This is a genomic window from Dethiosulfovibrio salsuginis (genome assembly GCF_900177735.1).
Taxonomy (GTDB): Bacteria; Synergistota; Synergistia; order Synergistales; family Dethiosulfovibrionaceae; genus Dethiosulfovibrio; species Dethiosulfovibrio salsuginis.
This window is the reverse complement of sequence record NZ_FXBB01000003.1, coordinates 15460-40559: the sequence shown is the minus strand read 5'-3', so window position 1 is coordinate 40559 and position 25100 is coordinate 15460. Positions and strand designations below refer to the sequence as shown.

Sequence of the window (25100 nt, the reverse complement as noted above, 5' to 3'; positions counted from 1 at the left end):
ATTTGCAGGAGGGTCTACCGATCGGTGGGCCCTTCTCTTTTTTAGTCTCTTCTCGCCGCCTTGACAGCCTATAGAAGATGGTGTTTAATGAAGAGTATGGTGTAGATTCAGAAAGTTGTGCAGTTGGCCTTGGGCCGACCAACAGAAGGGAGAGATGCGAGTTGAAACTTAAAAATGGTTTAGTGATGTTGACACTTCTTTTGTTGACCCTGTCCGCCTCGGCCTGGGCAAACGAGATGGCCCCTGTAAACCCGGCTTTTCAGAGGTACATGGAGAGGAGTAAGGGGCTTTCAGCTGGAGATGCTATCAACGGCAGGACCCCATCGCCGGTGGATCTCAGCCACCTGGCAGGAGTGTCGGTTTCTGGCCCTCATGGGAAGAGGGGGAGCTTTCCCGCGGCATACGATCTCAGGGATCTGGGTTTAGTGACTCCCGTCAGAAATCAGAATCCCTACGGTAGTTGCTGGACCTTCAGCGCGACAGCTTCCCTGGAGTCCACTGCCTTAAAGGCGGGACTGGCCAGCCCTGATTACTCTGAGCAGTTTTTAGCCTACTTCGGTTACGTCGATCAGAGTCCTTCTTTGGTGGGGTTTGGCAACTACTCCGCCTCCGATTTTCCCGGAGTAATGAACAGAGGGGGCGACGATTTTAAGGCTATAGCCCTCCTGGCCAGAGGAACCGGTGCGGTTAACGAGGCAGACGCTCCTTATGGATCGGTCGCCCCTTCGGCGTCCGCTCCGGTGAGCAGATTTCTTCGCAATGTTTTTTACTTCTACTATGATTCGGATACTCGATATCAAAAAGCCAGTATCGAGAACATAAAGCAGGCCCTTATGAGCCACGGTGCGGTTTCCGTTGGAATGTATGCTGGTGATCCTCAGACTGGCAACTGGAATAATTCTCCCTACTTCAACCCCTCGACCTACGCCTCTTATATCCCGTCGGGGAACCCTGATGGTCTGTCAGTGGGCAGAGCTAACCATGCGGTGACGGTTGTAGGTTGGGACGATGACTACTCGAGATCAAATTTTAATTCCGCTAATCTACCCCCTTATGATGGAGCCTGGATAGTCAAAAACTCCTGGGGATCGACCTGGGGGGACAACGGCTATTTCTATCTGTCCTATTACGACGCCGTAATAGACACAGGTGCTGCCTACGTAGGCGGAGATCCTGCTACCTACGATACGGTTTATCAGTACGATCCTCTGGGATGGACGGGGTCGTTTAAGCCCTCGGGATCGGTTAACGATACCGCATGGATGGCTAACGTCTTCACCGCATCCGAGGACTCCGATCTAAGAGCGGTGTCCTTCTACGCCGGCGGAGTCGGCAACTCCTACTCCATATCGGTCTACACCGGTTCCGTTTCTGGCCCTATCTCCGGGACGAAGGCCATAGACGGCCAGGTCGGCACCCTTCAGGCCCCTGGATACTACACAGTACCTCTGGCGTCGTCGGTGGCTCTGACCTCGGGGCAGTCTTTCTCCGTCGTGGTCAGGCTAACGACTCCCGGCTACGATAGCCCTATTGCAGTTGAGAGACGGATTGTCGGCTATTCGGACAAGGCATCGGCTTCCCCTGGTCAGAGTTATTTCTCCGCAGACGGGAGCTCCTGGACCGATATGACCACCTTTGATCCGACGGCTAACGTCTGTCTTAAGGCCTTTGCCGTTCGCAGAAGCTCTCCCGCTCCCGCTTCTCTGTCGGTCACAATAACCCCTGCGGCGGCGGTGTCCGCCGGTGCTAAGTGGAGCGTCGACGGCGGTGGTGTATGGAACGACTCAGGTTCCTCTTTGGCGGCTCTCGCTCCTGGAGATTATACGGTCTCCTACAGGCCGATCAGAGGATGGACGACTCCCTCTCCCGAGAGAATCAACCTTACATCAGGATCCTCTAGGTCCCTGTCGGGGATCTACCAGGAAATACAGGTCGGTAGTCTCGCTGTAACCGCCTCTCCTCTGGAGGCTAAAAGCTCGTCCCAAGGTTGGAGGGTCTCTGGTGATGCGGTATGGGCCTCCTTCGACGTGGCGAGGTCGATTGACAGAGGAACCTACAGGCTGGAGTTTGGGGATGTCTCAGGGGATAAGTGGTACACTCCGGTTTCCCGGGACGTGCTAATTACAGGAGGAGAGACTACCTCGGTTTCCGGCGTTTACGTCAAAAAACCCGATATTAACGGAGGAACTGTCTCTGGAGATCCGGTTATAGCTCCTTTGGACGTCAAGATCACAAGCTGCGACATAACCTCCGCTGATATAGCGTCCCTTTTGGGGCTGTCCGATATCGAGAGTGACAGCTGGCTTTTGGTGTCCGATGACACTCACTACCCTGTCTTAGAGACCATGGAAATATCTCTCGATTCCGGCAAGAGCAGCGTAGTTTTAAGTCGTTCTTCCGACGTGTCTTCCTCCGACAGGACCTATAGGCGGACCGTTACCTTTGCTTTTAACTATGAGACTGTCAAATACGAGATTCCATCTCAGCCTTCAAAGGGATGGTTCTCCGCTTATTCCACATCAGACCAGTCTTTTGAGTTGAAAGACGGTAGTGATTACGAGAAGCCAAGAAGTGTCGATGGGGTCTTAAGAGATGTCAAGCTGCTGACCGCCCCTCTGGAGGCAAAGTCCCCTGCTCCTGGGCCTGGTCCCGCTCCTGACCCCGATCCATCGACAGGAGGCGGTGGTTGTTCCTTAGGGCTTCACCCTGGATTGTTGCTATTGGCTTTGCCTGTGATATTCTTCCGTAGATAACGATCAAAAAAGCACCGCCTCCCTCAATTTAGGGGGGCGGTGCTTTTTTCTATAGTCCCTCTAGTCGGACGTGATTTCTTTCGGAGGTGTTTTGGACTACAATGTTCTGAGAGTTTCGTACCAAAACAAAGGGAGGGGTTTTTAGGTGAAAGCTATTGTGAACGCCAAGGTCATCACCATGGCCTGTGGCGTGGTGGAGAACGGAACCATAGTGATGGATAAGGGGAAGATAGTCTCTCTAGAGTCCGGTGGGGTGGTCCCAGAGGGAGCTACAGTCCTGGACGTAGAGGGCAGAATCGTCACCCCAGGCTTCATAGACGCCCATGTTCACGCCGGAATCTGCGAGGAAGGTGTTCCCGGAGCCATGAACGCCGTGAACGAGGATACCTCCGCCGTTACCCCCCACGTCAGGGCCATAGACGGCATCAATCCCTCCGACGAGGGGTTTAGGAACGCCGTCGAGGCTGGCATCACCTGTATGCAGATACTGCCTGGGAGCGCCAACATAATCGGTGGGACCGGTGTCATTGTCAAGCCCGTCGGCAACATAGTGGACCGCATGGTCATCAGGGCTCATTCTGGGATGAAGGCTGCCCTAGGCGAGAACCCGGTTAACTGGCAGGGCGGCAAGGGACGGTTCCCCTCCACCAGGATGGGCAACGCCGCCTGTATGAGAAAAGCCATAGGTGACGCGTTTGACTACCGGGCCAAGAAGGAGCAGGCGGAGAAGAAGGGAGAACACTTCACTCTGGATCAGGGAATGGAGAACTTTCTCCCCGTACTGGACGGCACCGTGCCCATGAGGATCCACTGCCATAGGGCCGACGATATATGCACCGCTATTCGGATATGCGACGAGTTTGGCCTTCGCTATACCCTGGAGCACTGCACCGAGGGCCATCTCATAGCGGACTATCTTGCGGAGAAAAAGGTAAAAGCAGCGGTAGGCCCAACGGCGACCAGCAAGACCAAGGTGGAGGTCCGTGACAAAGGCTGGCACACCCTCCTGGCCCTTAAGGAGGCAGGGGTCCCCTTCTGTCTTATAACCGACCATCCTGTCATACCTATAGAAAATCTTCCTGTGGCGGCGGCCCTGGCTGTCAGAGCTGGCCTGGACGAACAGACCGCCCTTAAGGCCCTCACCGTAGAGGCGGCAAGCCATCTCGAGCTTGAGGATCGCCTCGGTTCCATAGAGTCAGGAAAGGACGCCGACCTTGTCGTATGGTCGGGAGATCCACTGGACGTGAGAAGTCGACCTGTCCAGGTTTTCGTGGACGGACAGCCCCAGCTTGACTGGTAAAAAAGAACAATTGACAAATTCGGATAAAACCGATAGAGTTATGGACGGATGGTAAAACGGATCCAACTTTGAATGCAGGCCTTAATCTAGTGAAGGAGCCTGTAAAAAACGTCTTTTTCAGAGTTTTTAGAGCCACCCTGCTAAATAGCTATCCTCATCAAGTTAGAGCGCGATAACCTTAAATCTGTCAAGCTCTCTTAGCTGAACATATAAAAACGAGGAGTTTTCCGTAGCAGAAGAGGTGTTGGCCTGTCGGCCTTACATCCTGTCTGGTATAAATCAAAAGGAGGAGATGAAGCAATGAAAGGAACAAGGCGCACCAAAGGCTTAACCTGGGTAGTACTCTCAGCGGTTTTCTTGGGGCTCATGGCGATCCCCGCACTGGCGAAGGACACTCTGACTATCGCCAACATCTACGACGCTCGCTCTCTTGACCCCATCGTCCAGAACGAGGTGGCCGCAAGCGGCGCTATCTGCCATATCAACGAGACCCTTATCGATCTCGACGATGAAGGTAACCCTATCCCCCTGTTGGCCGAGGAGTTCGAGCAGATCGACCCCACTACCTACAGGTTCGTTCTCCGCAAGGGCGTCAAGTTCCATAACGGCGATCCCTTCACCGCGGCTGACGTCCTCTACTCCATCGAGAGGGCCAAGAGCCCCTTGGGATCTGCCATAAAGCAGTATCCCGAGATAATCGAGAGTGTTGTGGCCGAGGACGACTACACCGTCGTCATCAAGATAAAGTATCCCTTTACCCCTTTCTGGGGGACCATGGCCCACACCTCTTTGGCCGTAGTCAACCAGAGAGCCGTCGAGGAGAAGGGCGACATGTATCCCATGAACCCCGTGGGAACCGGCCCCTTCACCATGAAGGAATGGGTCAAGAACGACAAGCTGGTCCTTGAGCGTTTCGAGGAGTACTGGGGAGACAAACCCGCTTACAAGACCCTCGTCATGCGTTCCGTCCCTGAGAGCGTCAACCGTACCATCGAGCTCGAGACCGGTGCCGTCGATATCGCTTACCTTATCCCCACTGCCGACGTCTCCAGGGTAAAGGACAACAAGGATCTTAACGTAATCAGCGCCTATCAGCACTCCACCTGCTTCATGGGCTTCAACACCGCCAAAGAGCCTTGGAACGATCCCAGGGTCCGTGAGGCCGTCAAGCTGGCCCTCGATATCAACGGTGCCAGACACGCAGTCTTCCGTGGTACCGGTGAGACTCCTGTCAGCTTAGTTCCCAAGACCATCAAATACTCCGACCAGAGCGCTACTATGCCCAAGAGGGACGTAGAGAGAGCTAAACAGCTCCTCGCCGAAGCGGGAGTCAAGCTGCCCCTTAAGGCCCAGATCTGGTCCAACGCCTACAAGCCCAGAGTCGACCTGGCCCAGATCTTCCAGGCTCAGCTCAAGGAAGTTGGAATAGAGATAGAGGCTAAAGTCCTCGAGTGGGGAGCATACCTCGACGGCCTCAAGCTCGGTGACCACGATATGTACATCCTCGGTTGGACCATCTCCAGCGTCGACCCAGACGGCATCATGTCCGGTATCGTCCATTCCGGTGGAGGATCCAACTACGCCAAATTCCACGACGAAGAGATCGATGCCCTTATCGACAAAGGCAAGACCATGCCCGACGGCCCTGAGAGAGAGGCCCTCTACATGGACCTTCAGAAGCGGCTTAACGAGCAGAACCCCTACCTTTATCTCTATGCCGAGGAGACCTTCTACGGCGTCAAAAACGAAGTGGAGAACTTCATTCCCAGCGCCAGGGGATACCATAACCTCGCTGGCGTGTCCTTTAAGTAAGATAACTCCGTATCTATAACCGATCCTACGGGAGAAGCAGGAGCCGCATAACTAGCTCCTGCTTCTCTCATGTCCAGGAGGGTGGATGAACAGTGATAAAGTATATTTTCAAGAGAATTGTCTCTTTGATTCCGGTTATGCTCGGAGTCGCCTTTATTGTTTTTACTTTGCTTTATTTAACCCCAGGAGATCCTGCCAGGATAGTCATGGGAGAACAGGCCACAGAAGAGGCCCTTCACGAGTTCAGGGAAAAAGAGGGGCTAAACGATCCCTTCTTTGTGCAGTTCGGCAACTACGTCGTTAAGGCGGTCACGAAGGGCGACATAGGTCGCTCCTACATGACCAGACGGCCGGTTTTCGACGAGATAATGAGCGCTTTCCCCGCGACTCTCAAGCTCGCTGTCAGTTGCGTCATCGCGGCGGTCCTTTTTGGAATTCCTATAGGCATTCTGTCGGCCATAAAGCAGAACAGCTTTTTCGACAATATAACCCGATTTTTGGCCATAGTAGGGCTATCTATGCCGGTGTTCTGGCAGGGCCTATTGCTGATCCTTCTTTTCTCCGTAAAGCTTCGGTGGTTTCCCTCCTCTGGCTTTGACTCCTGGGCCACGCTGGTCCTTCCGACGCTGACTTTGGCCTGTAACCCTCTGGCGGTTATAACCAGAATGACCCGCTCCAGCATGTTGGAGGTCGTCAGACAGGACTACATCCGTACCGCTAGATCAAAGGGCCAGATCGAGCGAATCGTCATATGGCGACACGCTCTGGGCAACGCCCTTATCCCTATAGTTACGGTAGTAGGCCTCCAGTTCGGCACGTTGCTGGCCGGTGCGGTTCTCACCGAGTCCATATTCTCAATTCCAGGAGTTGGCCGCCTCATGGTCGAGGCCATTAAGATGAGAGACTATCCTATGGTGCAGGGTGGAGTGCTGTTCATAGCCATCACCTTCAGCTTGGTGAACCTTCTGGTCGATCTTCTCTACGCCTACGTCGATCCAAGGATCCGGGCACAGTACAAGTAGAGGAGGGTATAACATGAGTGTACAGTCTTCCGTAAAAGTAAAAAGCGAAGCAGGACTTCTGGGGATCTGGAAGCGGCTTTGTAAGAGCCCTCTGGCTATGTTTGGTCTGTTTATAGTAGGTCTACTGATCTTCTTTGCTATAACCGCCGATTTTGTCGCCCCTTACAGGTATGATCAGCAAAGCCTGATGGACGCCTTTCAGGCTCCCTCCAAGGAGCATTTCTTCGGCACCGACGAGTTCGGCAGGGATATTTTCAGCAGGATAATCTACGGTTCAAGGATATCCCTTCAGGTTGGCCTGATAGCGGTCTCCATCTCGGTTATCTTCGGTGGCTTTTTAGGAGCGGTGGCGGGCTACTACGGCGGCAGGATAGATAACATTATCATGAGATGTATGGATATCCTCCTGGCGATACCGTCTATACTCCTGGCTATAGCCATCGCCGCCTCCCTGGGGCCCGGTCTCTATAACATGATGGTGGCGGTAGGTATATCCAGCACCCCACAGTATGCCCGTATCATAAGGGGGTCTGTGCTCTCCCTGAGGGATCAGGAGTTCGTCGAGGCGGCGAAGGCTGTCGGTTCCTCCGACTCCAGGATAATCCTTAAGCACATTATCCCTAACTGTCTCGCTCCGATCATCGTTCAGTGTACTCTGGGCGTAGCCAGTGCCATACTGACCGCCGCAGGACTTTCGTTTATCGGGCTTGGTATTCAGCCCCCGATCCCTGAGTGGGGTGCTATGCTTTCCGGCGGACGAGAGTACATTAGAGATTACGCATACATGACCATATTCCCTGGCCTGGCCATAATGATCACTATTTTGGCCCTTAACTTCCTCGGTGACGGCCTCAGGGACGTCCTTGATCCGAAACTAAGAAGGTAGGGAGCGGGGGATGACTCAAATGGACGATAAAAAATTTATTCTCGATATACAGGACTTGACCATTCACTACGTCGTCGAAAGTGGCACTGTCCACGCCGTTGAAAACCTGAATCTCTCCCTGGGGTACGGCGAAAACCTCGGCTTCGTTGGAGAGACGGGAGCGGGAAAGACAACCGCAGCCCTCGGTATTATGAGGCTGGTTCCCGATCCTCCAGGAAAGGTCATTGGAGGCAAGATAATCTTTGAAGGGGAGGATCTGCTCTCTAAGACCGAGAGCCAGATGAGAGCCATTAGAGGTGGAAAGATCTCCATGATCTTCCAGGACCCTATGACCTCCCTAAACCCCGTCATCACGGTGGATAAACAGATAGCCGAGATGGTACTGCTCCACAACGACGTCACCGAGCAACAGGCCCTTGAGAGGGCGGTGGAGATGTTGGAGATGGTGGGTATCAAAAAAGAGAGAGCCAGAGATTTTCCTCATCAGTTCAGCGGAGGGATGAAACAGAGGGTGGTAATAGCCATAGCACTGGCCTGTAATCCCGCCCTTCTTATCGCCGACGAGCCGACCACCGCTCTGGACGTGACGATCCAGGCCCAGGTCCTCGAGCTGATGAAGGAACTTCGCAGAAAGATCAACACCTCCCTCATCATGATAACCCACGACCTGGGGATCGTGGCGGAGATGTGCGACAAGGTGGCCATAATGTACGCCGGTAAGGTCGTTGAGTACGCCTCCACCGAGGCGCTGTTCAACCGTCCTGCCCATCCCTACACCGAGGGGCTCTTCAACTCAATCCCCGATCTTACCGAGGACGAGGACGAGCTCAAGGTCATAAAGGGACTTATGCCCGATCCGACAGATATCCCTTCCGGCTGTTCGTTTCACCCTAGGTGTCCTTACGCTGTGGAGACCTGTTCTCAGGAGGTTCCTGAGATGGTGGAGATCGAACCGGGGCACTTCGTCGCCTGTCCCGTATGGGGAAAGAAGCTGCTTAAAGATTCAGCCGCCACGGAGGTGAAATAATGAGTCTCACCGGACAGCCTATAGTGGAGGTAAAAAATCTAAAAAAATACTTCCACACGAAAAGAGGGATGCTTCACGCCGTGGACGACGTCTCCTTCTCCATACTCAAGGGCGAGACCCTTGGCCTGGTGGGAGAGTCGGGATGCGGTAAGTCCACTCTGGGGAGGGCCATGATCCGTCTTCTGGAGGCCACCAGTGGAGAGGTCAAGTTCTGGGGAGAGGATATCCTAAAGCTTTCTAGCTCTAGGATGAAGGAAATGAGAAAGAAGATACAGATAGTCTTTCAGGATCCCTATTCTTGCTTGAACCCCCGACTTTCCGTGTCGGAGCTTATCTCCGAGCCTCTGTTGGTCAACAAAGTTTTCTCCAACTCCGCTGACAGGATAAAAAAGGTGAAAGATCTCATGGACACCGTTGGATTGGCTCAGAGACTGGTAAACGCCTATCCTCACGAGCTCGACGGAGGCAGAAGACAGAGGGTAGGTATTGCCCGCTCTCTGGCCCTCTCTCCCGAGTTTATAGTCCTGGACGAGCCGGTATCCGCCCTTGACGTGTGTATTCAGGCTCAGGTTCTGAACCTGCTTAACAACCTCCAGAAGGAGTTTGGCTATACCTACGTGTTTATATCTCACAACCTCAGCGTGGTTAAACACGTATCCGACCGTATCGCCGTTATGTATCTCGGGTCGATGGTGGAGCTGACCGACTATAGGTCTATATTCAAGGATCCCCTCCATCCCTACACCCAGGCCCTTCTCTCGGCTATACCTATCGCCAAGATGGACGTGGACAGGAGCAAGAGGATCATACTCGAGGGAGATGTGCCGAGTCCTATAGAGCCTCCGGCGGGCTGCCGTTTTGCGGGACGCTGTCGCTATCGTCAGGAGCGGTGTTCCATCGAGACTCCCGAGCTCAGGCAGATAGATCCAGGAAGATGGGTCGCCTGTCACTACGCCAAGGAGCTCAAGGAGACGGTATAAATCTCCTAATAAATATAGACATAGACGGCATCAAGGCCAAAAGACCTTCTCGTCGCCTGGATAAAAAGTAAAAAACAGCGGAGCTCAGGTCTTCCCGAGCTCCGCTGTTTTTTTGTTCAATTTGATCATTTATGTATGTAAACGTAAGTTCAATAGCTAGATTCACTTGATTCAACGATATACTTCTAGATATTTTTTTTGTAGATATCTCTGATATAGAAGAAAAAATCCCTTTGCCATAATGACCAGGTTATTGTATAGTAGACCGTGAAAAATATGACACACCTGTCCGGTAGGAGAAGGGAGGATCTATCCGTAGTCGCCGTAGCTTTGGTTTTATTTATCTTAATATCCTAACAACACGAAGGGAGTATCAAATGTCGACTTCAAACAAAGCAGAAGCCAACAAAAAAAGGAGTCTGTTGAACAGGTTCCTGGACGCCGTCGAGAGAGGCGGAAACGCCCTCCCCCATCCCGCAACCCTGTTCCTGCTCTTCTCCATGGCGGTGGTCTTTATCTCCGAGCTCTGTTTCAGAGCAGGGGTCTCCGCCCAGTACACCACCGTGTCCAAAGGTGAGTCCCAGGTCGTCGTGAAGAACGCTATCAGTCTGATGAACGCCGACGGTATTCGCTATATGTTCTCCAGTGCTGTCAGTAACTTCACCGGCTTTGCCCCTCTCGGTACGGTCCTGGTGGCCATGCTGGGAGTCGGCGTAGCGGAGGGAACGGGCTTTATAGGGGCCCTTATCCGTAAGGTTGTCATGGGCACCCCTAAGCAGCTCATCACAATCGTGGTGGTCTTCCTGGGAGTTATGTCCAACGTGGCCTCCGACGCCGGATACGTCGTCCTGGTTCCCCTCGGTGCCATTATCTTCATGAACTTCGGCCGTCACCCCTTGGCCGGTCTGGCTGCCGCCTTCGCCGGAGTCTCCGGTGGTTTCTCCGCTAACCTGTTAGTAGGGACCATCGATCCCCTTCTGGGAGGGATCTCCACCGAGGCAGCAAGGATCCTCGACCCCAGCTACAACGTTCTAGCTACCGCTAACTACTACTTTATGGTAGCGTCCACCTTCCTGATCTCCTTTATAGGCTGGTTCGTGGTGGAGAAGATCGTCGAGCCTCGTCTCGGCGAGTACAGTGGATCCCATAAGGTCAGCCTTGACGAGCAGACCGCCGAGGAGAGAAGAGGCCTTCGCTTTGCCACGATCTCCATCGTCATCTTTGTCGGGATCATGCTAGCCATGCTACTGCCTGAGGGCGGAATCCTGAGAGATCAGGCCACCGGCGAGATTTTAGGCAGGTCTCCCTTTGTGACCTCCATAGTGACGGTCATAATGATGTTCTTCCTGTTCCCTGGGGTCGCCTACGGCCTGGGAGCTGGCACTATCAAGTCGGACAAGGACGTGGTTCACGCTATGTCCAAATCCATGAGCACCATGGGAGGATATCTGGTTCTGGCCTTCTTCGCCGCCCAGTTCATCAAATACTTCAGCTACACCAACTTAGGGGTCATCCTGGCCGCCAAAGGTGCCGAGTTCCTCCAGGCCATCAACTTCACCGGCCTGCCTCTGATAATCGCCTTCATCCTGGTGTCGGCTTTTATCAACCTGTTCATCGGCTCCGCCTCGGCCAAGTGGGCTATCATGGCTCCGGTGTTTATCCCTATGCTGATGCAGATGGGTTTCACCCCTGAGTTCACCCAGGTCGCCTACCGTATCGGCGACTCCACCACCAACATCATTTCGCCCCTGATGTCCTACTTCGCAGTTATAGTCGCCTTCGCTCAGGCCTACGACGAAGACGCAGGGATCGGTACCCTTATCTCCACCATGCTGCCCTTCTCGGTGTGCTTCCTGCTGGGATGGACCGCCCTTTTGGCCATCTGGTTCACCTTAGGCCTTCCTATAGGGATCGGCGTCGGCATCCATATGTAATAACCTATGTCAACGGAGGAGATCGGCTTTGCCGGTCTCCTTTTTTTTGTGCTATCATTACTTTAGATATTTCTGAACGGAGGGGTTGTGTATGAAGTGGCATCTTAGATTACAGGGCAAGATAATAGCTTTCGTCCTTACTGTAGTGCTAGGCGTGTTCGTCGTGATAATCAGTGCATCCACCTACATGAGCCGTGGAGAGAACGTGGAACAGGCCAGGCAACTGGCTATCAGCCGATCCAGGGAATACGCAAACTACATAAAGGCCGAGTTTGACGTGGCCCTAGAGGTGGCCAGGACTCTGGCCTACGTGATGGAGGGCATCACCGAGGTAGGCGATGGGGATAGGGAGCTGGCAAATCGCCTGTTAGTCCAGACCCTTCGGCGACACTCGGGCTTTGTGGGCATCTGGACCTGTTGGGAGCCCGATGCCTTCGACGGCCAGGACCAGGCCTACGCCTACACCACCGGTCACGACGACACCGGCAGGTTCGTCCCCTACTGGTATAGAGACGGCGATAAAATAGATGTAGAGCCTCTGAAGGGCTATACCGTCCCAGGTGATGGAGACTACTATCTGATACCTCTCAAGGGGGGTAAAGAGGCTATTATCGAACCGTATTATTACGAAGTGGCAGGTAAATCTGTTTTTATGACGACCTTATCTGTCCCCGTGGAGGTAAAGGGAAAGATCGCAGGTGTAGTCGGAGTGGATATAGCTATGGACGATGTTCAGGCTATAACCAAGAATACAAAGCTCTACGATACGGGTTTTGGGAGGTTGCTGACCTATCAAGGCACCGTCGCCGCCCACCCTGATCTGGCCAGGGTGGGAGATGTCGCCGGAGAGATAAAGGTTCCAGGAGGGGAGGAGGTCCTCGGAAGGATAAGACAGGGGGATCTATGGTTCGACGAGGCCTGGTCAGAGGCGTTGCAGGAGACCACTCTAAAGGCCTTTGCCCCGGTAACAATAGGCACTACTGGCACACCTTGGAGCTTCGGAACGGTGATAAGGATCGATGAGGTAATGGGAGTGGCGAACAGACTTCTCTACATGACCCTTTACATCTCTCTAGCTGGCCTGATCCTCATAGTCCTGGCGGTATGGCTGATCGTTAAAAAGATCACCGCCCCTATGAGGAAGGTCGTCGAGGTCGCAGGCAGGGCGACAGAAGGGGACCTCACCGTATCTCGAGAGGAGTTCGGAGTTCGCTCCAAAGACGAGCTAGGCGACATGGCCGACGCCATATACGCCATGATAACCGGCCAGGCGGAGACGGTGGCCCAAATAAAGGCGGTCGCCTCTAGTATCTCCGAATCGTCGGACACCCTGTCTGGAATCTCCAACGATACCAGCGATTCTATGGATAAGATCCGATCGGGCCTGGATCGGGCCTCGGAGCTCTCTCAGTCCAACAGCGCCTCCATAGAGGAGACCACCGCAGGCATAGAGGAGGTCTCCAGCGGTGCCCAGAACATGGCAAGGGCCTCCTCCGACGGTTCCGCCGCAGGGGAGAAAGCCGGGAAGATAGCCCAGGAGTCGGTCCGCAAGGTGGATGGAGTCGTCAAAGACCTGTCGGAGGTGGAGAAGAGGTCCGAGGAGAGCGCCAAATCCATGGGAGAGCTGGCCTCGGCGGTAAGGGATATCGCTGGCTTTGTGGATACCATAACGGGAATAGCGGATCAGACCAACCTCCTGGCCCTCAACGCAGCCATCGAGGCCGCCAGAGCTGGGGAGGCCGGTAGAGGTTTTGCCGTCGTCGCCGAGGAGGTCAGAAAGCTGGCGGAGGAGTCCAACACCGCCGCTGGGGAGGTCTCGAAGCTCATAGATACACTGGAGTCCAACACCAACCGGTCCATCTCTGTGACCGAGGAGACCGGCAGGACCATGGAAAAGATCGTCCGGCGAGCGGAGGAGGCGGGGAAGGAGCTTAACGTGGCCCTAGAGGAGATCTCCAAGGTCATAGACGCAATAAACTCTGTGGCCTCCACAGCTCAAGAACAGGCGGCGTCCAGCCAGGAGATGGCCTCCGCCATGGACCAGATAACCGTGGGCACCACAGAGATAGCCGAGTTCGTCCAGGACATGGCCAAGGCCTCCGAGGACACCGCCAAGGTGGCGGAGGCCCTAGCGGAGAGGGCGAAGGACATGAGCCACCAAGGGGACGACCTTATGTCCCAAATCTCTCGGTTTAAGGTATCCGACGTCAAACAGCAGGGCCTAAAGCCCCTGAAATAGCCTAAAATCCCTAATATTCCCTATGGGCGACCGCCGTCGTCCATAGGGAATATTTTTTAGTCTCTCTCAGGGACCAGTTGTCTTTCTGCTAGTAGCTGCTATAATCAGTCCCGTTTGAGAGGTGATTTTATGGGCAGAGAGGAAAGGCTGAACGGGCTTCTGGAGGCTCTGGAATCGTCGGAGGAGCCGTTAAGCGGAGGGGCCCTTGCGGAACGGCTGGGTGTCAGCCGTCAGGCTATCGTCCAGGACGTGGCTACGCTGAGAGGAAGAGGGGTCCCCGTTGTCGCAATGTCTCGGGGGTATCGGGTAGATAGGTCCCAGGACAGGCCAAGGCGGGTGATGGCGGTCTGTCACCAGGCGGAACAGCTCTACGACGAACTGGATCTCATAGTCTCCCTGGGGGGGCGTGTGGTGGACGTCTTTATCGACCACCCCATCTACGGCGAGATAAGGGGAAACGTGGACGTTTCAACCGGCGAGGAGGTTCGGCGGTTTATGACGCTAATGGAGACCACCGGACGTAGGCCCCTTCTGGGGCTCTCCGGCGGGTTTCATCTCCACACAGTGGAGGCGGACAGCGAGGAACTCCTGGACGGCATCGAGGAAGGGCTAAGACAATCGGGCTTTCTTGCCCGATTCTGACGTAAGGTAAACGGAAGGGATTGTTTTGTATGGTGAGCAGGGAAAGTAAGTGGTGTTGGTGGATGATTGTCGTGGCGGTGTTAAACCTGGCCTTGCCCTTTGGCCCTCTCAGAGACAGGGGCTCTCTGTACGGTTCCTTCGCCTTCTGGCTGAGCCTAACGGTCATCGTCATAATCTCCGGTGCGGTGTACACCGTCGACTGGGGAAAGTCAGAGGGGGATGCCTAGATGTCCGGCCTGACACTGTCGTCCGGGATATTCGTCTGGTTTGCCCTGGGATCCTTTCTGTCCTGGCAGGCCAGCAAAAAGACCGGACCTGGCGTCTCGGAGTACTTTTTGGCGAACAGGACCGTCGGAGGGCTGGTCTCCGCCCTGACCTACAGCGCCACCACCTTCAGCGCCTTCATGATGGTGGGGCTAGTGGGGCTCACCTACAGAACCGGAGTCGCGGCGCTGGGATTCGAGTTCTCCTATCTTATCTTCACAGTGTTCCTTTTGATCCTCTTTGCCCCTCGCTACTGGGCTGCTGGTCGGGCGTTCAACCTGGTCAGTCCGTCGGAGCTTCTGTCCTTCCGTTACGGCGATAAGAGGGTTGGGTTTGCGGCGTCCTGCCTGTGTCTGGTCATGCTCATTCCCTACGCATCGGTCCAGCTCATGGGGGTCGGCTATCTCCTTGAGACCCTGTCCGGCGGTGCGATTCCCTTCGTGGTGGGCTCGGGCCTGGCCTCCGCTATCGCCATGGTATTCTGCCTGTCCGGCATGAGATCCGTAGCCTGGACCGACAGCCTTCAGGCCCTGGTGATGCTTGTAGCCAGCTTTATGCTCATAGCCTTCGTGATGGGAGAGTTCTTCCCTCAGGGTTTTGTGAGAACCCTGGAGGCGACGCCGGAGCTGCTTAAGGTGAACTGGTCCATGTCCCTTTTTATAGGTCTGACACTCCCCTGGGCCTTTTTCGCCGTGACCAATCCTCAGGTGGTCCAGAGGCTCTACACGCCCAAAAATCCAAAGAGCCTGAGGAACATGATACTGGGCTTCTCCTTTTTCGGCCTGATCTATACCCTCATATGCGGTTTGCTCGGCTTCTCAATGGCCATGATAAGCCCGGGACTGGAAAACGCCGATCAGGCCATGCCTCTGCTTCTGTCCAAGGTCCCGGTGGCGCTGGGACTGGTGGTGACGGTCAGCATAATGGCGGCCGCGGTGTCCACCCTCAACTCGGTGATACTGACCCTCGGCTCTATGTTCGGTCGCGACGTGGCGCGTCCCATGTTTAAGGGGCTCTCCGAGAGGGGAGAGCTGATGGTTGGACGGATCATGATCCCAGTCATAACCCTGGCCTGCTTTGCCTTTGCCCAGTTCCGTTTCGACCTGATAGTTGTGCTGTCCTCCATGGCCTCCGGTGGTCTCCTCATGCAGCTTCCCGCCGTTATAGGGGCGTTTTTCTGGAAAAGGGCAACCGCCTGGGGAGCGCTGTCCAGTTTGGTCCTTGGCGGGTCCGTGGTGGCCTTTCTCAGCATGGCAAACCTGAAGCCTCTGGGGCAGTGGCCCTCGGTGTGGGGGCTGGCGGTCTCCTCCCTGGCCTTTATCCTGGTTAGTCTCATGACCTCTCCACCGGAAACGAGGCTTTTCTTTAACGGAATGGATCGGGAAATCGCTAAGGTGAAGGGATAGTAGTACAATGGTTCCAGGCTGAGTCGCCTAATATCGCACGGAGGTGGGACCATGACGGAGCGTTCGATTAATCGGCAAAGGTTAAGGTCGACGATAGAGGAACTGGGGGCTATCGGCCTCGATCCAGGTGGAGGCAGGACCCGTCTCGCCCTTGACGATCACGAGAAAGAGGGCAGGGATACCCTGGTCCGCTGGATGAGGGACGCTGGTCTTGAGGTCAAGGTGGACCCTATCGGGAACATTTTCGGCGTTCTTCCAGGGGATGAGCCAGGGGATCCGGTCACCGTAGGATCCCACATAGATACGGTTCGCCACGCAGGGATGTTCGACGGCTGTGCTGGTGTCCTGTCGGGCCTGGAGATACTCAGGACCGTAAAGGAAAACGCACTTCCCCACAGGCTCCCTCTGGCTGTGGCGGCCTTCACCAACGAGGAAGGCGCCCGGTTCGCCCCGGACATGATGGGAAGCCTTGTCCTGGTCGGTGATGCCTCGTTGGAGGATATGTACTCAAGGACCGACGACGAGGGCAAGACGGTTGAAGATGAGCTCCGTCGGATCGGCTACGCCGGTTCAGACAGGGTTATGCCCTCTTACTACCTGGAGCTTCACGTCGAACAGGGGCCATTTTTGGACCTTAAAGCCGTGCCGTTCGGGGTTGTGGACGGGGTTCAGGGGATCGCCTGGTGGCACGGCAGGTTCAAGGGACAGGCCAACCACGCAGGGACGACCCCCATGGACATGAGGCACGATGCCCTTCTGGCGGTGTCCCACCTTCACGTGGAGATGACCGAGCTGGCAAAGTCCATAGGGGGACGGGCCACCGTGGGCCGGATCGGTATCAAACCGGACATCATAAATGTAGTTCCCGGTGAGGTCTCCTTCACCCTGGATATGCGCCATCCCGACGCCCACCGGTTTGCCCAGATGAAGTTCAAGGCAGAGGAGGCCATGAAGAATTTGGCGAACCGCTTCGGACTTTCTCTGGAGTTCTCCAAAGAGGCGGATGTCCATCCTGTCTCTTTCGATAAATCGCTGGTGTCCATGATCCAGTCCGTGGCCGACGAGCACGGCTTAGATTCGACCCACCTATGGAGCGGTGCGGGCCACGATGCTCAGATACTTTCACATGCGGTCCCGTCTGCGATGATATTCGTACCCTCTATAGGGGGCAAGAGCCACTGTCCACAGGAGGACAGCGACTTCGACCAGATCGCCGACGGAGCGGACGTCATGCTAGAGTGTGTGTTGAGGTTAGCGGAATAAAAAACCCGAAAAGAGAGGAAGGCTCCCACGAGCCTTCCTCTCTTTTCATCAAAACACCGCCAGATCCGAGTCCTTTGGGTCCAGTATCATCATGTGTCCCGGAGCGTGGGTTATGGCGAAGGGGGGCTTGCTGGCCATCAGTGCCGCCTGGGGGGTAACCCCACAGCCCCAGAACACGGGAACCTCGCCGGGCTTTATGGTCACAGAGTCGCCGAAGTCGGGCTTGGATATGTCCTTGATCCCTATGGCCTCCGGGTCTCCTACGTGTACCGGAGCTCCGTGTACCCCTGGGAACCTGCCGGTGCAGAGAACCGCCCTGGGAACCTGGCTCGCCGGTATGGGCCTCATGCTGACCACCATAGGGCCGGAGAGCCGACCGGCAGGGCGGCACTGTATCGACGTGACGTACATAGGGACGTTTCTGTTCTCCTCTATGTGTCTGATAGGTATTCCAGCCTCCATCAAGGCGCTCTCGAAGGAGAAGGAACACCCCAGGAGGAAGGCCACCAGGTCGTCCTTCCAGTAGGACGATACGTCGGTGGGCTCGTCGACGAGAAGGCCGTCCTTCCATACCCTGTAGCGAGGTATGTCCTTCGCCACGTCGGAGCCAGGGGCCATTATCCTGGCCTCTTTGCCCCCTGGCTCGGTTATGTCCAGTATAGGGCAGGGGGTCGGGTTTCTCTGGGCGAAGACCATAAAATCGTAGGCCCAGTCCTTCGGCAGGACTATCATGTTGGCCTGGACGTGGCCCGCACACATCCCCGGTGTGGGGGCGGTCCACTCTCCCGATCGGATTATCTCCCTGACCGACGCAGGTGACCAATCTCTGTAGTCGCTGGCTTTCATAGATCGAGAACCTCCTTTAGATTCGTTATCTCGACTCCCTGCTCCGCGAGCATCCTGCGGACAGTGGCGGCCATCTCGACGGCCTCCGGTGTGTCGCCGTGGAGGCAGATGGAGTGGGGCTTCATGGATATCTCCGTGCCGTCTATGGCCTTTATCTTCCCCGTCGTGACCATGGATATGACCTGTCTCGCAGCCTCCTGGCCGTCGTGTATGACCGCTCCCTTCATGGTCCTGGGGACCAGTGAGCCGTCGGCCATGTAGGCCCTGTCTGCGAAGGCCTCGGAGGCGAAAGGTATCCCAAGCTGCTCCGCCGCCCTCTCGAAGAGCGATCCAGCAAGGCCCATCAGTATCAGGTTGGGCCTTATGTCCTTCACCGCCTGGGCTATGGCTAAAGCCATGTCCAGGTCCTTTGCGGCGGTGTTGTACATGGCGCCGTGGGGTTTGACGTGCTGGAGCTCTATCCCCTGAGCTCGACATGCTCCGTCTATGGCCCCTATCTGGTAGAGACAGTCGCAGTAGACTTCCTCCGGGGAGCATTTCATGGCCCTCCTGCCGAATCCCACCAGGTCGGGATAGCCAGGATGGGCCCCTACTGCGACGCCCTGCTGGGCCGCCAGCTTGACGGTCTTGACCATCACCATAGGGTCTCCGGCGTGGAAGCCGCAGGCCACGTTGGCGGAGGACACGCTCGCCAGGACCTGGTCGTCCCTTCCCATCTGGTAGGCCCCGAAGCTCTCCCCTAGGTCGCTGTTAAGGTCTATTTTGCTCAATTCCACCCCTCCTCTAAAGTCTTTCCCATGTGACGTCGTATCTTTGGCCTTCAAGGCTCAGAGCCAGCCTGCCGGAGGTAGGGGCCACCTGATCTTGGACGATCTCCCTGGGAGACGCTATCCACCCCTCGACCGCCAGTCTCAGTCTCTCGATCTCCTGGGCCTCGGACCTCGCCTCCTGTATGGCCTGATCCTGGCTCATGGACTGGAAGCGTACCGATTCCCCCGGCAGCCTCTGGGCCAGTCGAGCCACCGACTTGCCGGTGATCACCGCTATTTTGGTGTAGCCGCCGGTGGTCTGGCGGTCCGCCATCATGACTATAGGCTGGCCGTGGCCTGGAACCTGAACCGCACCGAGGCAGATGCCGTCGGACACTATGTCCGCCCCGGCTGAATGCTCTATTTTAGGCCCGTCCATCCTGTATCCCATCCGGTCCGCGGCGGGGGATACGGTGTACTCTCCCGACAGGAAGGTCTGGATGCCCTCCTCGGTGAAGCAGTCGTCCTGAGGTCCCAGTACGGCGTTCAATGGAACGGTCGGATCGTAGTTGGGTCTAAGGTCGTCGGGGCAGGAGAAGCCTTCGCACCTTTCCCAGAGTATATAGGGTTCGCCGCAGGGGAGGATGTCTCCCTTTGCGAGGGCCCTGCCCATATGGCCACCTATCTTGCCTCTGAGGTAGGTCGATCTGCTGCCCATAAGGGAGGGAACGTCGATCCCCCCTGAGACGCATAGGTAGGCCCGGCAACCCTGTCCCTTCATGCCGGAGAAGGATATGCCGTCGCCGTCTTTGACCGAGTAGGTCCTCCAGGGCTCGGAGGGGACCCCGTTTATAGCCATTCCCAAATCGGCGCCGGTGAGGGCTATTAGCCCACTTCCGTGGACCGTGAGGGACGGTCCCATGACGGTTATCTCCAGGGCGGCGGCGTTTAGGGGGTTTTTGACCATAAGGTTGCCCCTTTTCAGGGCCATAGGGTCCATCGCTCCCGCTACAGGCATGCCGATGGCCTGATGCCCCCATCGTCCTAGGTCCTGGACGGTGGTCAGCATTCCAGGGGACTTTACCTCCAGTCTCACGACATCTCCCCCTTTTCCACTATCTCCAGGGCGTAGCTGCCCTGTCTGACTTTCGCCTGGATCTCGTCGTATTCGTCCTGGTCGATGGGCCTGAACCTCACCCACAGCCCAGCGTCCAGCAGTGTCGCTGGATCCTTGGACGGATCGTACATGGCGAGAGGGGTCCTGCCTATTAGCTGCCAGCCTCCCGGGCTGTCTATGGGATATATGCCAGTCTGCTTGCCCGCTATTCCCACGCTTCCCGCCGGTATGAGCTCCCTCGGGGTCTCCAGCCTTGGGGTCGCAATCGATTCGTCCATTCCCCCTAGATAGGAAAATCCCGGGGTGAAGCCCAGCATATAGCAGTAGCAGCTTTTGCCCGAGTGTCTGGCCACGACCTCTTCCTCGGTTATGCCGTGATGCCTTGCCACCGAGGGCAGGTCCGGTCCGTGCTCTCCGCCGTAGCAAACCGGTATTACAGCCTCTTTCGTGCCTATGGAAGCACTCTCCCCTAGTGAGGCGAGCCCCTCGGAGATGGCGGATTTTATCCTGTCCAGATCGGACCTAACTGGTTCGAAGTACACAGCCAGGGACCGGTAGGTGGGCATTATCTCCATGATTCCCTGTATGTTTTTCGACTCCAGGTACGATCTGAGCGCCTGGACCTGGCCGTTTATCTCCAGGGAAATTGAGTTTCCGAAGTCCACCACCAGACAGGTTTCCCCAGCTGGGTGGACTTTAGGGGTTTCGTTCATAACGTTCACCTCTCGTTCGACATAGGGCGAAGGAACATGTCCTTCGCCCCTCATTATAGTCCTGTTGCTCTTGAGTCTAGGAGAAGAGTTTCATTATGGAGCTAAGGGACTTTACCCCCATCCACATGGTGAAGGCCGCCATGACGTAGCCGCAGAGGGACATCCACATGGGATGTTTGTAGTCTCCGACGATCTCCTTTTTGTTAGCCGCGAGGAGGACCGATATGAGAGCTAGAGGGAGTATCAGGCCGTTGATTGAGCCGGCGAAGATGAGCAGGGCCACCGGTCGTCCTATGGTAGCGAGGACCAGGGTTGAGAACACTATAAATCCTATCATCCAGGCCCTATGGTGATCTCCGACCGACTTAAAGAGGGTCTTCAGGAACGATATGGAGGTGTATGATGCCCCGATTACCGACGTTATTCCCGCTGCCCAGAGGATTATCCCGAAGATCTTGTACCCTATGTCTCCCGCTCCAAGCTGGAAGGCCGATGCAGGAGGGTTGGCCGGGTCGAGCTTATGGCCCATCATGACCACACCAAGTATGGCTAAAAACAGCAAAAACCTCATGATTCCCGTTATGGCTATGGCGTTGATGGATCCCTTGCTGATGGAACCCAGATTCTCCTGTCCTGTGAGCCCTGCGTCGATGATTCTGTGGGCTCCGGCGAAGGAGATGTAGCCTCCAACCGTTCCACCAACCAAGGTAAGGACGATCATCCAGTTTATGCTGGAGGGCATGAATGCCTCTTTAATGGCAGCGCCTACAGGGGGATTTGTCTTAAAGACCATGTAGATAACCATGGCGATCATGACGAAGCCCAGGGCCTGGGTGAACTTGTCCATAGCGCTTCCCATTTCCTTGCGAAGGAAGATAAAGATGGCTATAAGGGCGCTGAGGGACGCTCCGACAGGTATAGGCCAGCCGGTCAGTACGTTGACTCCCATGGCGGCCCCTCCCACGTTTCCTATGTTGAAGACAAGCCCTCCGGTCGCCACGGCGAAGGCCAAGAAGTATCCCAGTCCCGGGATTACCTTGTTCGCCACGTCCTGGGCTCTCATTCCCGATACGGCTAGGATCCTCCAGATGTTGAGCTGGACCACTATGTCTATCAGGATGGACGCCAGGATGGCGAAAGCGAAGGCCATCTTCATCTGTTCGGTGAACACCGCAGTCTGGGTCAAAAAGCCCGGTCCTATGGCCGATGTTGCCATCAAAAACGCCGCACCTAGCAATACGCTAAGGGTATTCTTCCTTTTGCTCTCCGCCTCGTCGTTGAGCACTATTCGTTCTGTCGCCATAAAAAAGCACCTCCAGGATAAAGATAATGTCTCTGCACTATTTATATAAGCAAAAAAGTTGCCGAAAAGCTTTGGGAGGGTGTTTTTTTGTAAAAGCTCCAGTGGAGTCATTTTTCAGTCTTGTGATTTGTTTCTTTTTTTATGACGATGGATATTTCGTTTGATAAGCGAACGGTCCGTGCGATTTCCGCACGGACCGTTCGCTACCTGTGTTCTTTAGGGCGTCTCTAAAAACTCTAATCCTCGGAGAGATCGTTCCGACGGAGCCCACTTGAGCCCGTATACTCGACATGCCGTCGTGTAGTACGAGTGGGGCGACAGGACGTCGCCCCAAGCCGAGGGGGCACAGGACGTGCCCTCCGAGGCGGTTCGTACGAAACAGGCAGGTCGGAGTATACGATTGGGCGAAACAGGGCGTAGGCGGAACGATCTCTCCGAGGGGACTCGAAAGTGAGTTTTTAGAGGTTCCCTTTAGCTACTGCCTCGAATTTGCCCTCTACTGCCATAAATACCTCTACCAGGACCGGGTCAAAGTGGCTGCCCGACTCGGCTAGGATAATCTTTTTTGCCTTCTCGTGGGAGAAGGCCTTCTTGTAGGGCCTCTCGCTTCTTAGGGCCTCTCGCTTCTTAGGGCGTCGTAGACGTCGGCTACGGCCATTATCCTAGCCGGGAGGGGAATCTCCTCTCCCTTCAGCCCCGTAGGGTAACCGTGGCCTTTTATCTCCTCAAACTCCTCCTCCGTCAGCTTGCCAGGTTTGAGAAGCAGTCGATCAGGAATTCCCACCTTTCCGACGTCGTGGAGGGGGGACGCTTGGGTAAGTGTCTCAACCTCGTTTCGGGATATCTCCCGCCCCTTGATCCCCTTGGAGGCCAGGTACTCGGCTATAGTCATGACGTATCTTCCTGTCCTCTGGACGTGGGCGCCGGTTCCCGAGTCCCTGGCCTCGTCGACCTCTTTCTCCAGGGACGTGACGAAGATAATTGGTATGGACGAGGTTCTTTCGTCGTCCTTGAGGCAGCTACAGACCTGGAAGCCGTCTATGTCCGGCAGGACTATGTCCAGCAGGATTATGTCAGGCGTTATGGAACAGGCCAGATCTATCCCGTCCCATCCGTTGGTCGCAACGCTGACGTCGTAATCCTCCGACAGGAAGGAAAGCAGAAAATCTATGTTCATCTCCGTGTCGTCCACAACCAGGATGGTCCCTCTGTAGGGGGTCATTCTCTTTCACCGCCCAGTTTTTCGATCGCTGAGTCCAACGGAGAATAGGCGTCCTTGAATCTATAGCGAGACACCATGTCCTTAAGTCGATTGATATCGCCCGATACCCTTTCTGGCCAGCGGTAGGATTCCAGATGGTCCAGTATAGGCCTAGGTTGTCTGACGTCGAGGTATCCTCTGATGGCGGAGAGGATATCGAGAGCTTCCTCGGTGGTTATCCCCTTGACCTCCGTTGCCTCGGAGCACTCGCTGTCTCCGAGGCAGGAGAGTAGTTTGTGGACCTCTCGCTCACGTTCCTGAAGCTCTCGCCATATATGGTCCAGCTCCAGGTTCCCCGAGGCGATGGAGTTCTCCAGGTCCTCGGATAGCCTCTGTACGTCCAGGAGCCCAAGTGTGGCCGATGCCCCCTTCATAGAGTGGATCAGCCTGGATGATTCCTGAACGTTTCCTGCGTTAAGTGATTCCATGGTGCTTTCCCCGAGTGGGAAAAACTCCACGATAAACTTGTCCAGCAGCGATCTATACCTGTTTCTGTCGCCACCGGACCTCTTTAGGCCTGCGGCAAGGTCGATCCCTGGAAATTGGGCACTTTCCTCAAACTCTTTCTTCCGAACGCGAAGGACTGGCTCCCCCTGGCTTTTGTCGAAGATCCATCTGTATGCTGTGGCTATAAGTACGTCCGGGTCAACAGGTTTGGGGATGTGGTCGTCCATTCCCGCTTCGATACACCTCTCCCTGTCCCCTTTCATTGCGTGTGCCGTCATCGCTATGATGGGGGTTCTCCTGTGGGTCTCCCTGGATCTTATCGTTCTGGTGGCCTCGAGGCCATCCATCCTGGGCATCTGTATGTCCATCAAGATCAGGTCAAAGTCGGACTTTGTCGCCAGGTCCACCGCTTCTTTGCCGTCTCGCGCCTCGGTCACTATGGCCTGTGCGTCCGCTAAGAAGTGTAGAGCCACGTCTCGGTTTATGTCGTTATCCTCGGCCAGAAGCACCTTGGCTCCTTTTAGGTGGAGTGAAACGGGGTTTTCAGTCCTTTTCCCGGAAGGACGCTTGTCCTCGGATAAGGCAACGATGGCGTCCAAAAGTGACGATGGCTGCACCGGTTTCGTGAGCACCGATGAGAAGCCTGCCTTAAGGGCTTCCTCCAGAATCTCCGTCTTTCTGTGAGCCGTAACCATCAACATGCTTGGAGGATGGTTTAGACCGTTCTGCAATATCCTCTGGGCTGTCTCCAGGCCGTCCATGTCCGGCATTTTCCAGTCCACGATGGCCAGTCCGAAGGGACGTCCTTCCTCCTCCTCGGACTTCAGCCTGGCTATGGCGTCCCTCCCGTTGGAGACGGTCTCGACCTCAAATCCCATATTTGTGTCCATAAACTCTACGTCCAGAAGCACTCCCTGGGGCTCAAAAATCGACCTTACACCGTCTATCTGTTGTGCTGTGGCGAGAAACCCTATGTGATATGACCCTATCATAAGCGCTCTTTTACCGGAGATGTCGACCGGGTCCGGCTCTTCATCAGGATAAAGGACAGGGAGAGGCCCATACGAAAAGACACAATCCCACCGTAGCCACAAGTTTTTTGAGGATGTTCATCTCCCCGCCTCCTTTCCGTCGCT

At 55.4% G+C, this 25100-nt stretch carries 20 protein-coding genes; 13 read left to right on the top strand and 7 right to left on the bottom strand.

What is annotated here, in order from left to right; all coding sequences use genetic code 11:
- Window positions 1–161: 161 nt before the first annotated feature.
- The 13 genes from B9Y55_RS02360 to B9Y55_RS02305 all read left to right on the top strand — a co-directional run bounded on the left by B9Y55_RS02360 (window position 162) and on the right by B9Y55_RS02305 (window position 17528).
- Window positions 162–2753: a lectin like domain-containing protein gene (locus tag B9Y55_RS02360; RefSeq protein ID WP_159448199.1), complete on the top strand. Its 2592-nt coding sequence runs from the start codon at window positions 162–164 to the stop codon at window positions 2751–2753.
- A gap of 145 nt (window positions 2754–2898) precedes the next feature.
- Entirely contained in the window at window positions 2899–4053 is a 1155-nt protein-coding gene (locus tag B9Y55_RS02355) for an amidohydrolase (RefSeq protein ID WP_143340779.1), read from the top strand.
- 300 nt (window positions 4054–4353) lie between these two features.
- Window positions 4354–5865 carry an ABC transporter substrate-binding protein gene (locus B9Y55_RS02350; RefSeq protein ID WP_085543754.1) on the top strand — a complete coding sequence of 504 codons (1512 nt, stop codon included), beginning with the start codon at window positions 4354–4356 and terminating at the stop codon, window positions 5863–5865.
- Between the two features lie 92 nt (window positions 5866–5957).
- Window positions 5958–6887, top strand: a complete 930-nt coding sequence (gene nikB / locus B9Y55_RS02345; RefSeq protein ID WP_085543753.1) for a nickel ABC transporter permease — start codon at window positions 5958–5960, stop codon at window positions 6885–6887.
- Between the two features lie 13 nt (window positions 6888–6900).
- Window positions 6901–7773, top strand: a complete 873-nt coding sequence (locus B9Y55_RS02340) for an ABC transporter permease (RefSeq protein ID WP_085543752.1) — start codon at window positions 6901–6903, stop codon at window positions 7771–7773.
- 19 nt (window positions 7774–7792) lie between these two features.
- On the top strand, window positions 7793–8800 hold the full coding sequence (locus tag B9Y55_RS02335) for an ABC transporter ATP-binding protein (protein WP_407641436.1): 1008 nt from the start codon (window positions 7793–7795) through the stop codon (window positions 8798–8800).
- Window positions 8800–9780 carry an ABC transporter ATP-binding protein gene (locus tag B9Y55_RS02330; RefSeq protein WP_085543750.1) on the top strand — a complete coding sequence of 327 codons (981 nt, stop codon included), beginning with the start codon at window positions 8800–8802 and terminating at the stop codon, window positions 9778–9780. Before B9Y55_RS02335 ends, B9Y55_RS02330 begins: the two co-directional genes overlap by 1 nt.
- A gap of 422 nt (window positions 9781–10202) precedes the next feature.
- Entirely contained in the window at window positions 10203–11714 is a 1512-nt protein-coding gene (locus B9Y55_RS02325; RefSeq protein ID WP_234986100.1) for an AbgT family transporter, read from the top strand.
- 91 nt (window positions 11715–11805) lie between these two features.
- The gene (locus tag B9Y55_RS02320; protein WP_085543748.1) at window positions 11806–13953 is read left to right on the top strand and encodes a methyl-accepting chemotaxis protein; all 2148 of its coding nucleotides are present in this window, start codon (window positions 11806–11808) and stop codon (window positions 13951–13953) included.
- A 129-nt stretch (window positions 13954–14082) separates the two neighbouring features.
- Window positions 14083–14595 carry a transcription repressor NadR gene (locus tag B9Y55_RS02315; protein WP_085543747.1) on the top strand — a complete coding sequence of 171 codons (513 nt, stop codon included), beginning with the start codon at window positions 14083–14085 and terminating at the stop codon, window positions 14593–14595.
- 29 nt (window positions 14596–14624) lie between these two features.
- Window positions 14625–14822: a hypothetical protein gene (locus B9Y55_RS12970; protein ID WP_143340778.1), complete on the top strand. Its 198-nt coding sequence runs from the start codon at window positions 14625–14627 to the stop codon at window positions 14820–14822.
- Window positions 14823–16265 carry a sodium:solute symporter family protein gene (locus tag B9Y55_RS02310; protein ID WP_085543746.1) on the top strand — a complete coding sequence of 481 codons (1443 nt, stop codon included), beginning with the start codon at window positions 14823–14825 and terminating at the stop codon, window positions 16263–16265.
- Window positions 16266–16316: 51 nt separating this feature from the next.
- Window positions 16317–17528, top strand: a complete 1212-nt coding sequence (locus tag B9Y55_RS02305) for a Zn-dependent hydrolase (protein ID WP_085543745.1) — start codon at window positions 16317–16319, stop codon at window positions 17526–17528.
- A 48-nt stretch (window positions 17529–17576) separates the two neighbouring features.
- Here B9Y55_RS02305 and B9Y55_RS02300 read toward each other — a convergent pair whose 3' ends face one another.
- The 7 genes from B9Y55_RS02300 to B9Y55_RS02270 form a co-directional block, all read right to left on the bottom strand.
- Window positions 17577–18374 carry a putative hydro-lyase gene (locus tag B9Y55_RS02300; RefSeq protein WP_085543744.1) on the bottom strand — a complete coding sequence of 266 codons (798 nt, stop codon included), beginning with the start codon at window positions 18372–18374 and terminating at the stop codon, window positions 17577–17579.
- Window positions 18371–19144, bottom strand: a complete 774-nt coding sequence (locus B9Y55_RS02295) for a LamB/YcsF family protein (protein WP_085543743.1) — start codon at window positions 19142–19144, stop codon at window positions 18371–18373. Before B9Y55_RS02295 ends, B9Y55_RS02300 begins: the two co-directional genes overlap by 4 nt.
- Window positions 19145–19157: 13 nt before the next feature.
- On the bottom strand, window positions 19158–20219 hold the full coding sequence (locus B9Y55_RS02290; RefSeq protein ID WP_085543742.1) for a 5-oxoprolinase subunit C family protein: 1062 nt from the start codon (window positions 20217–20219) through the stop codon (window positions 19158–19160).
- On the bottom strand, window positions 20216–20953 hold the full coding sequence (gene pxpB / locus B9Y55_RS02285; RefSeq protein ID WP_085543741.1) for a 5-oxoprolinase subunit PxpB: 738 nt from the start codon (window positions 20951–20953) through the stop codon (window positions 20216–20218). Before pxpB ends, B9Y55_RS02290 begins: the two co-directional genes overlap by 4 nt.
- A 76-nt stretch (window positions 20954–21029) precedes the next feature.
- The gene (locus B9Y55_RS02280; protein WP_085543740.1) at window positions 21030–22256 is read right to left on the bottom strand and encodes an NRAMP family divalent metal transporter; all 1227 of its coding nucleotides are present in this window, start codon (window positions 22254–22256) and stop codon (window positions 21030–21032) included.
- Between the two features lie 610 nt (window positions 22257–22866).
- The gene (locus B9Y55_RS02275; RefSeq protein WP_143340777.1) at window positions 22867–23478 is read right to left on the bottom strand and encodes a response regulator; all 612 of its coding nucleotides are present in this window, start codon (window positions 23476–23478) and stop codon (window positions 22867–22869) included.
- Window positions 23475–24956: a response regulator gene (locus tag B9Y55_RS02270; protein ID WP_143340776.1), complete on the bottom strand. Its 1482-nt coding sequence runs from the start codon at window positions 24954–24956 to the stop codon at window positions 23475–23477. The genes B9Y55_RS02275 and B9Y55_RS02270 overlap by 4 nt, the downstream gene beginning before the upstream one ends.
- Between the last annotated feature and the right edge of the window lie 144 nt (window positions 24957–25100).

Excerpts from the sequence above, each read along its gene's own strand:
- B9Y55_RS02350 (WP_085543754.1), top strand. The coding sequence starts at position 4,354 with ATGAAAGGAACAAGGCGCACCAAAGGCTTAACCTGGGTAGTACTCTCA.
- B9Y55_RS02335 (WP_407641436.1), top strand. The coding sequence starts at position 7,793 with ATGGACGATAAAAAATTTATTCTCGATATACAGGACTTGACCATTCAC.
- B9Y55_RS02330 (WP_085543750.1), top strand. The coding sequence starts at position 8,800 with ATGAGTCTCACCGGACAGCCTATAGTGGAGGTAAAAAATCTAAAAAAA.
- B9Y55_RS02315 (WP_085543747.1), top strand. The coding sequence starts at position 14,083 with ATGGGCAGAGAGGAAAGGCTGAACGGGCTTCTGGAGGCTCTGGAATCG.
- B9Y55_RS02320 (WP_085543748.1), top strand. The coding sequence starts at position 11,806 with ATGAAGTGGCATCTTAGATTACAGGGCAAGATAATAGCTTTCGTCCTT.
- pxpB (WP_085543741.1), bottom strand. The coding sequence starts at position 20,953 with ATGAACGAAACCCCTAAAGTCCACCCAGCTGGGGAAACCTGTCTGGTG.
- B9Y55_RS02270 (WP_143340776.1), bottom strand. The coding sequence starts at position 24,956 with ATGATAGGGTCATATCACATAGGGTTTCTCGCCACAGCACAACAGATA.
- B9Y55_RS02305 (WP_085543745.1), top strand. The coding sequence starts at position 16,317 with ATGACGGAGCGTTCGATTAATCGGCAAAGGTTAAGGTCGACGATAGAG.
- B9Y55_RS02280 (WP_085543740.1), bottom strand. The coding sequence starts at position 22,256 with ATGGCGACAGAACGAATAGTGCTCAACGACGAGGCGGAGAGCAAAAGG.
- B9Y55_RS02340 (WP_085543752.1), top strand. The coding sequence starts at position 6,901 with ATGAGTGTACAGTCTTCCGTAAAAGTAAAAAGCGAAGCAGGACTTCTG.
- B9Y55_RS02300 (WP_085543744.1), bottom strand. The coding sequence starts at position 18,374 with ATGAAAGCCAGCGACTACAGAGATTGGTCACCTGCGTCGGTCAGGGAG.
- B9Y55_RS02310 (WP_085543746.1), top strand. The coding sequence starts at position 14,823 with ATGTCCGGCCTGACACTGTCGTCCGGGATATTCGTCTGGTTTGCCCTG.
- B9Y55_RS02275 (WP_143340777.1), bottom strand. The coding sequence starts at position 23,478 with ATGACCCCCTACAGAGGGACCATCCTGGTTGTGGACGACACGGAGATG.
- B9Y55_RS12970 (WP_143340778.1), top strand. The coding sequence starts at position 14,625 with ATGGTGAGCAGGGAAAGTAAGTGGTGTTGGTGGATGATTGTCGTGGCG.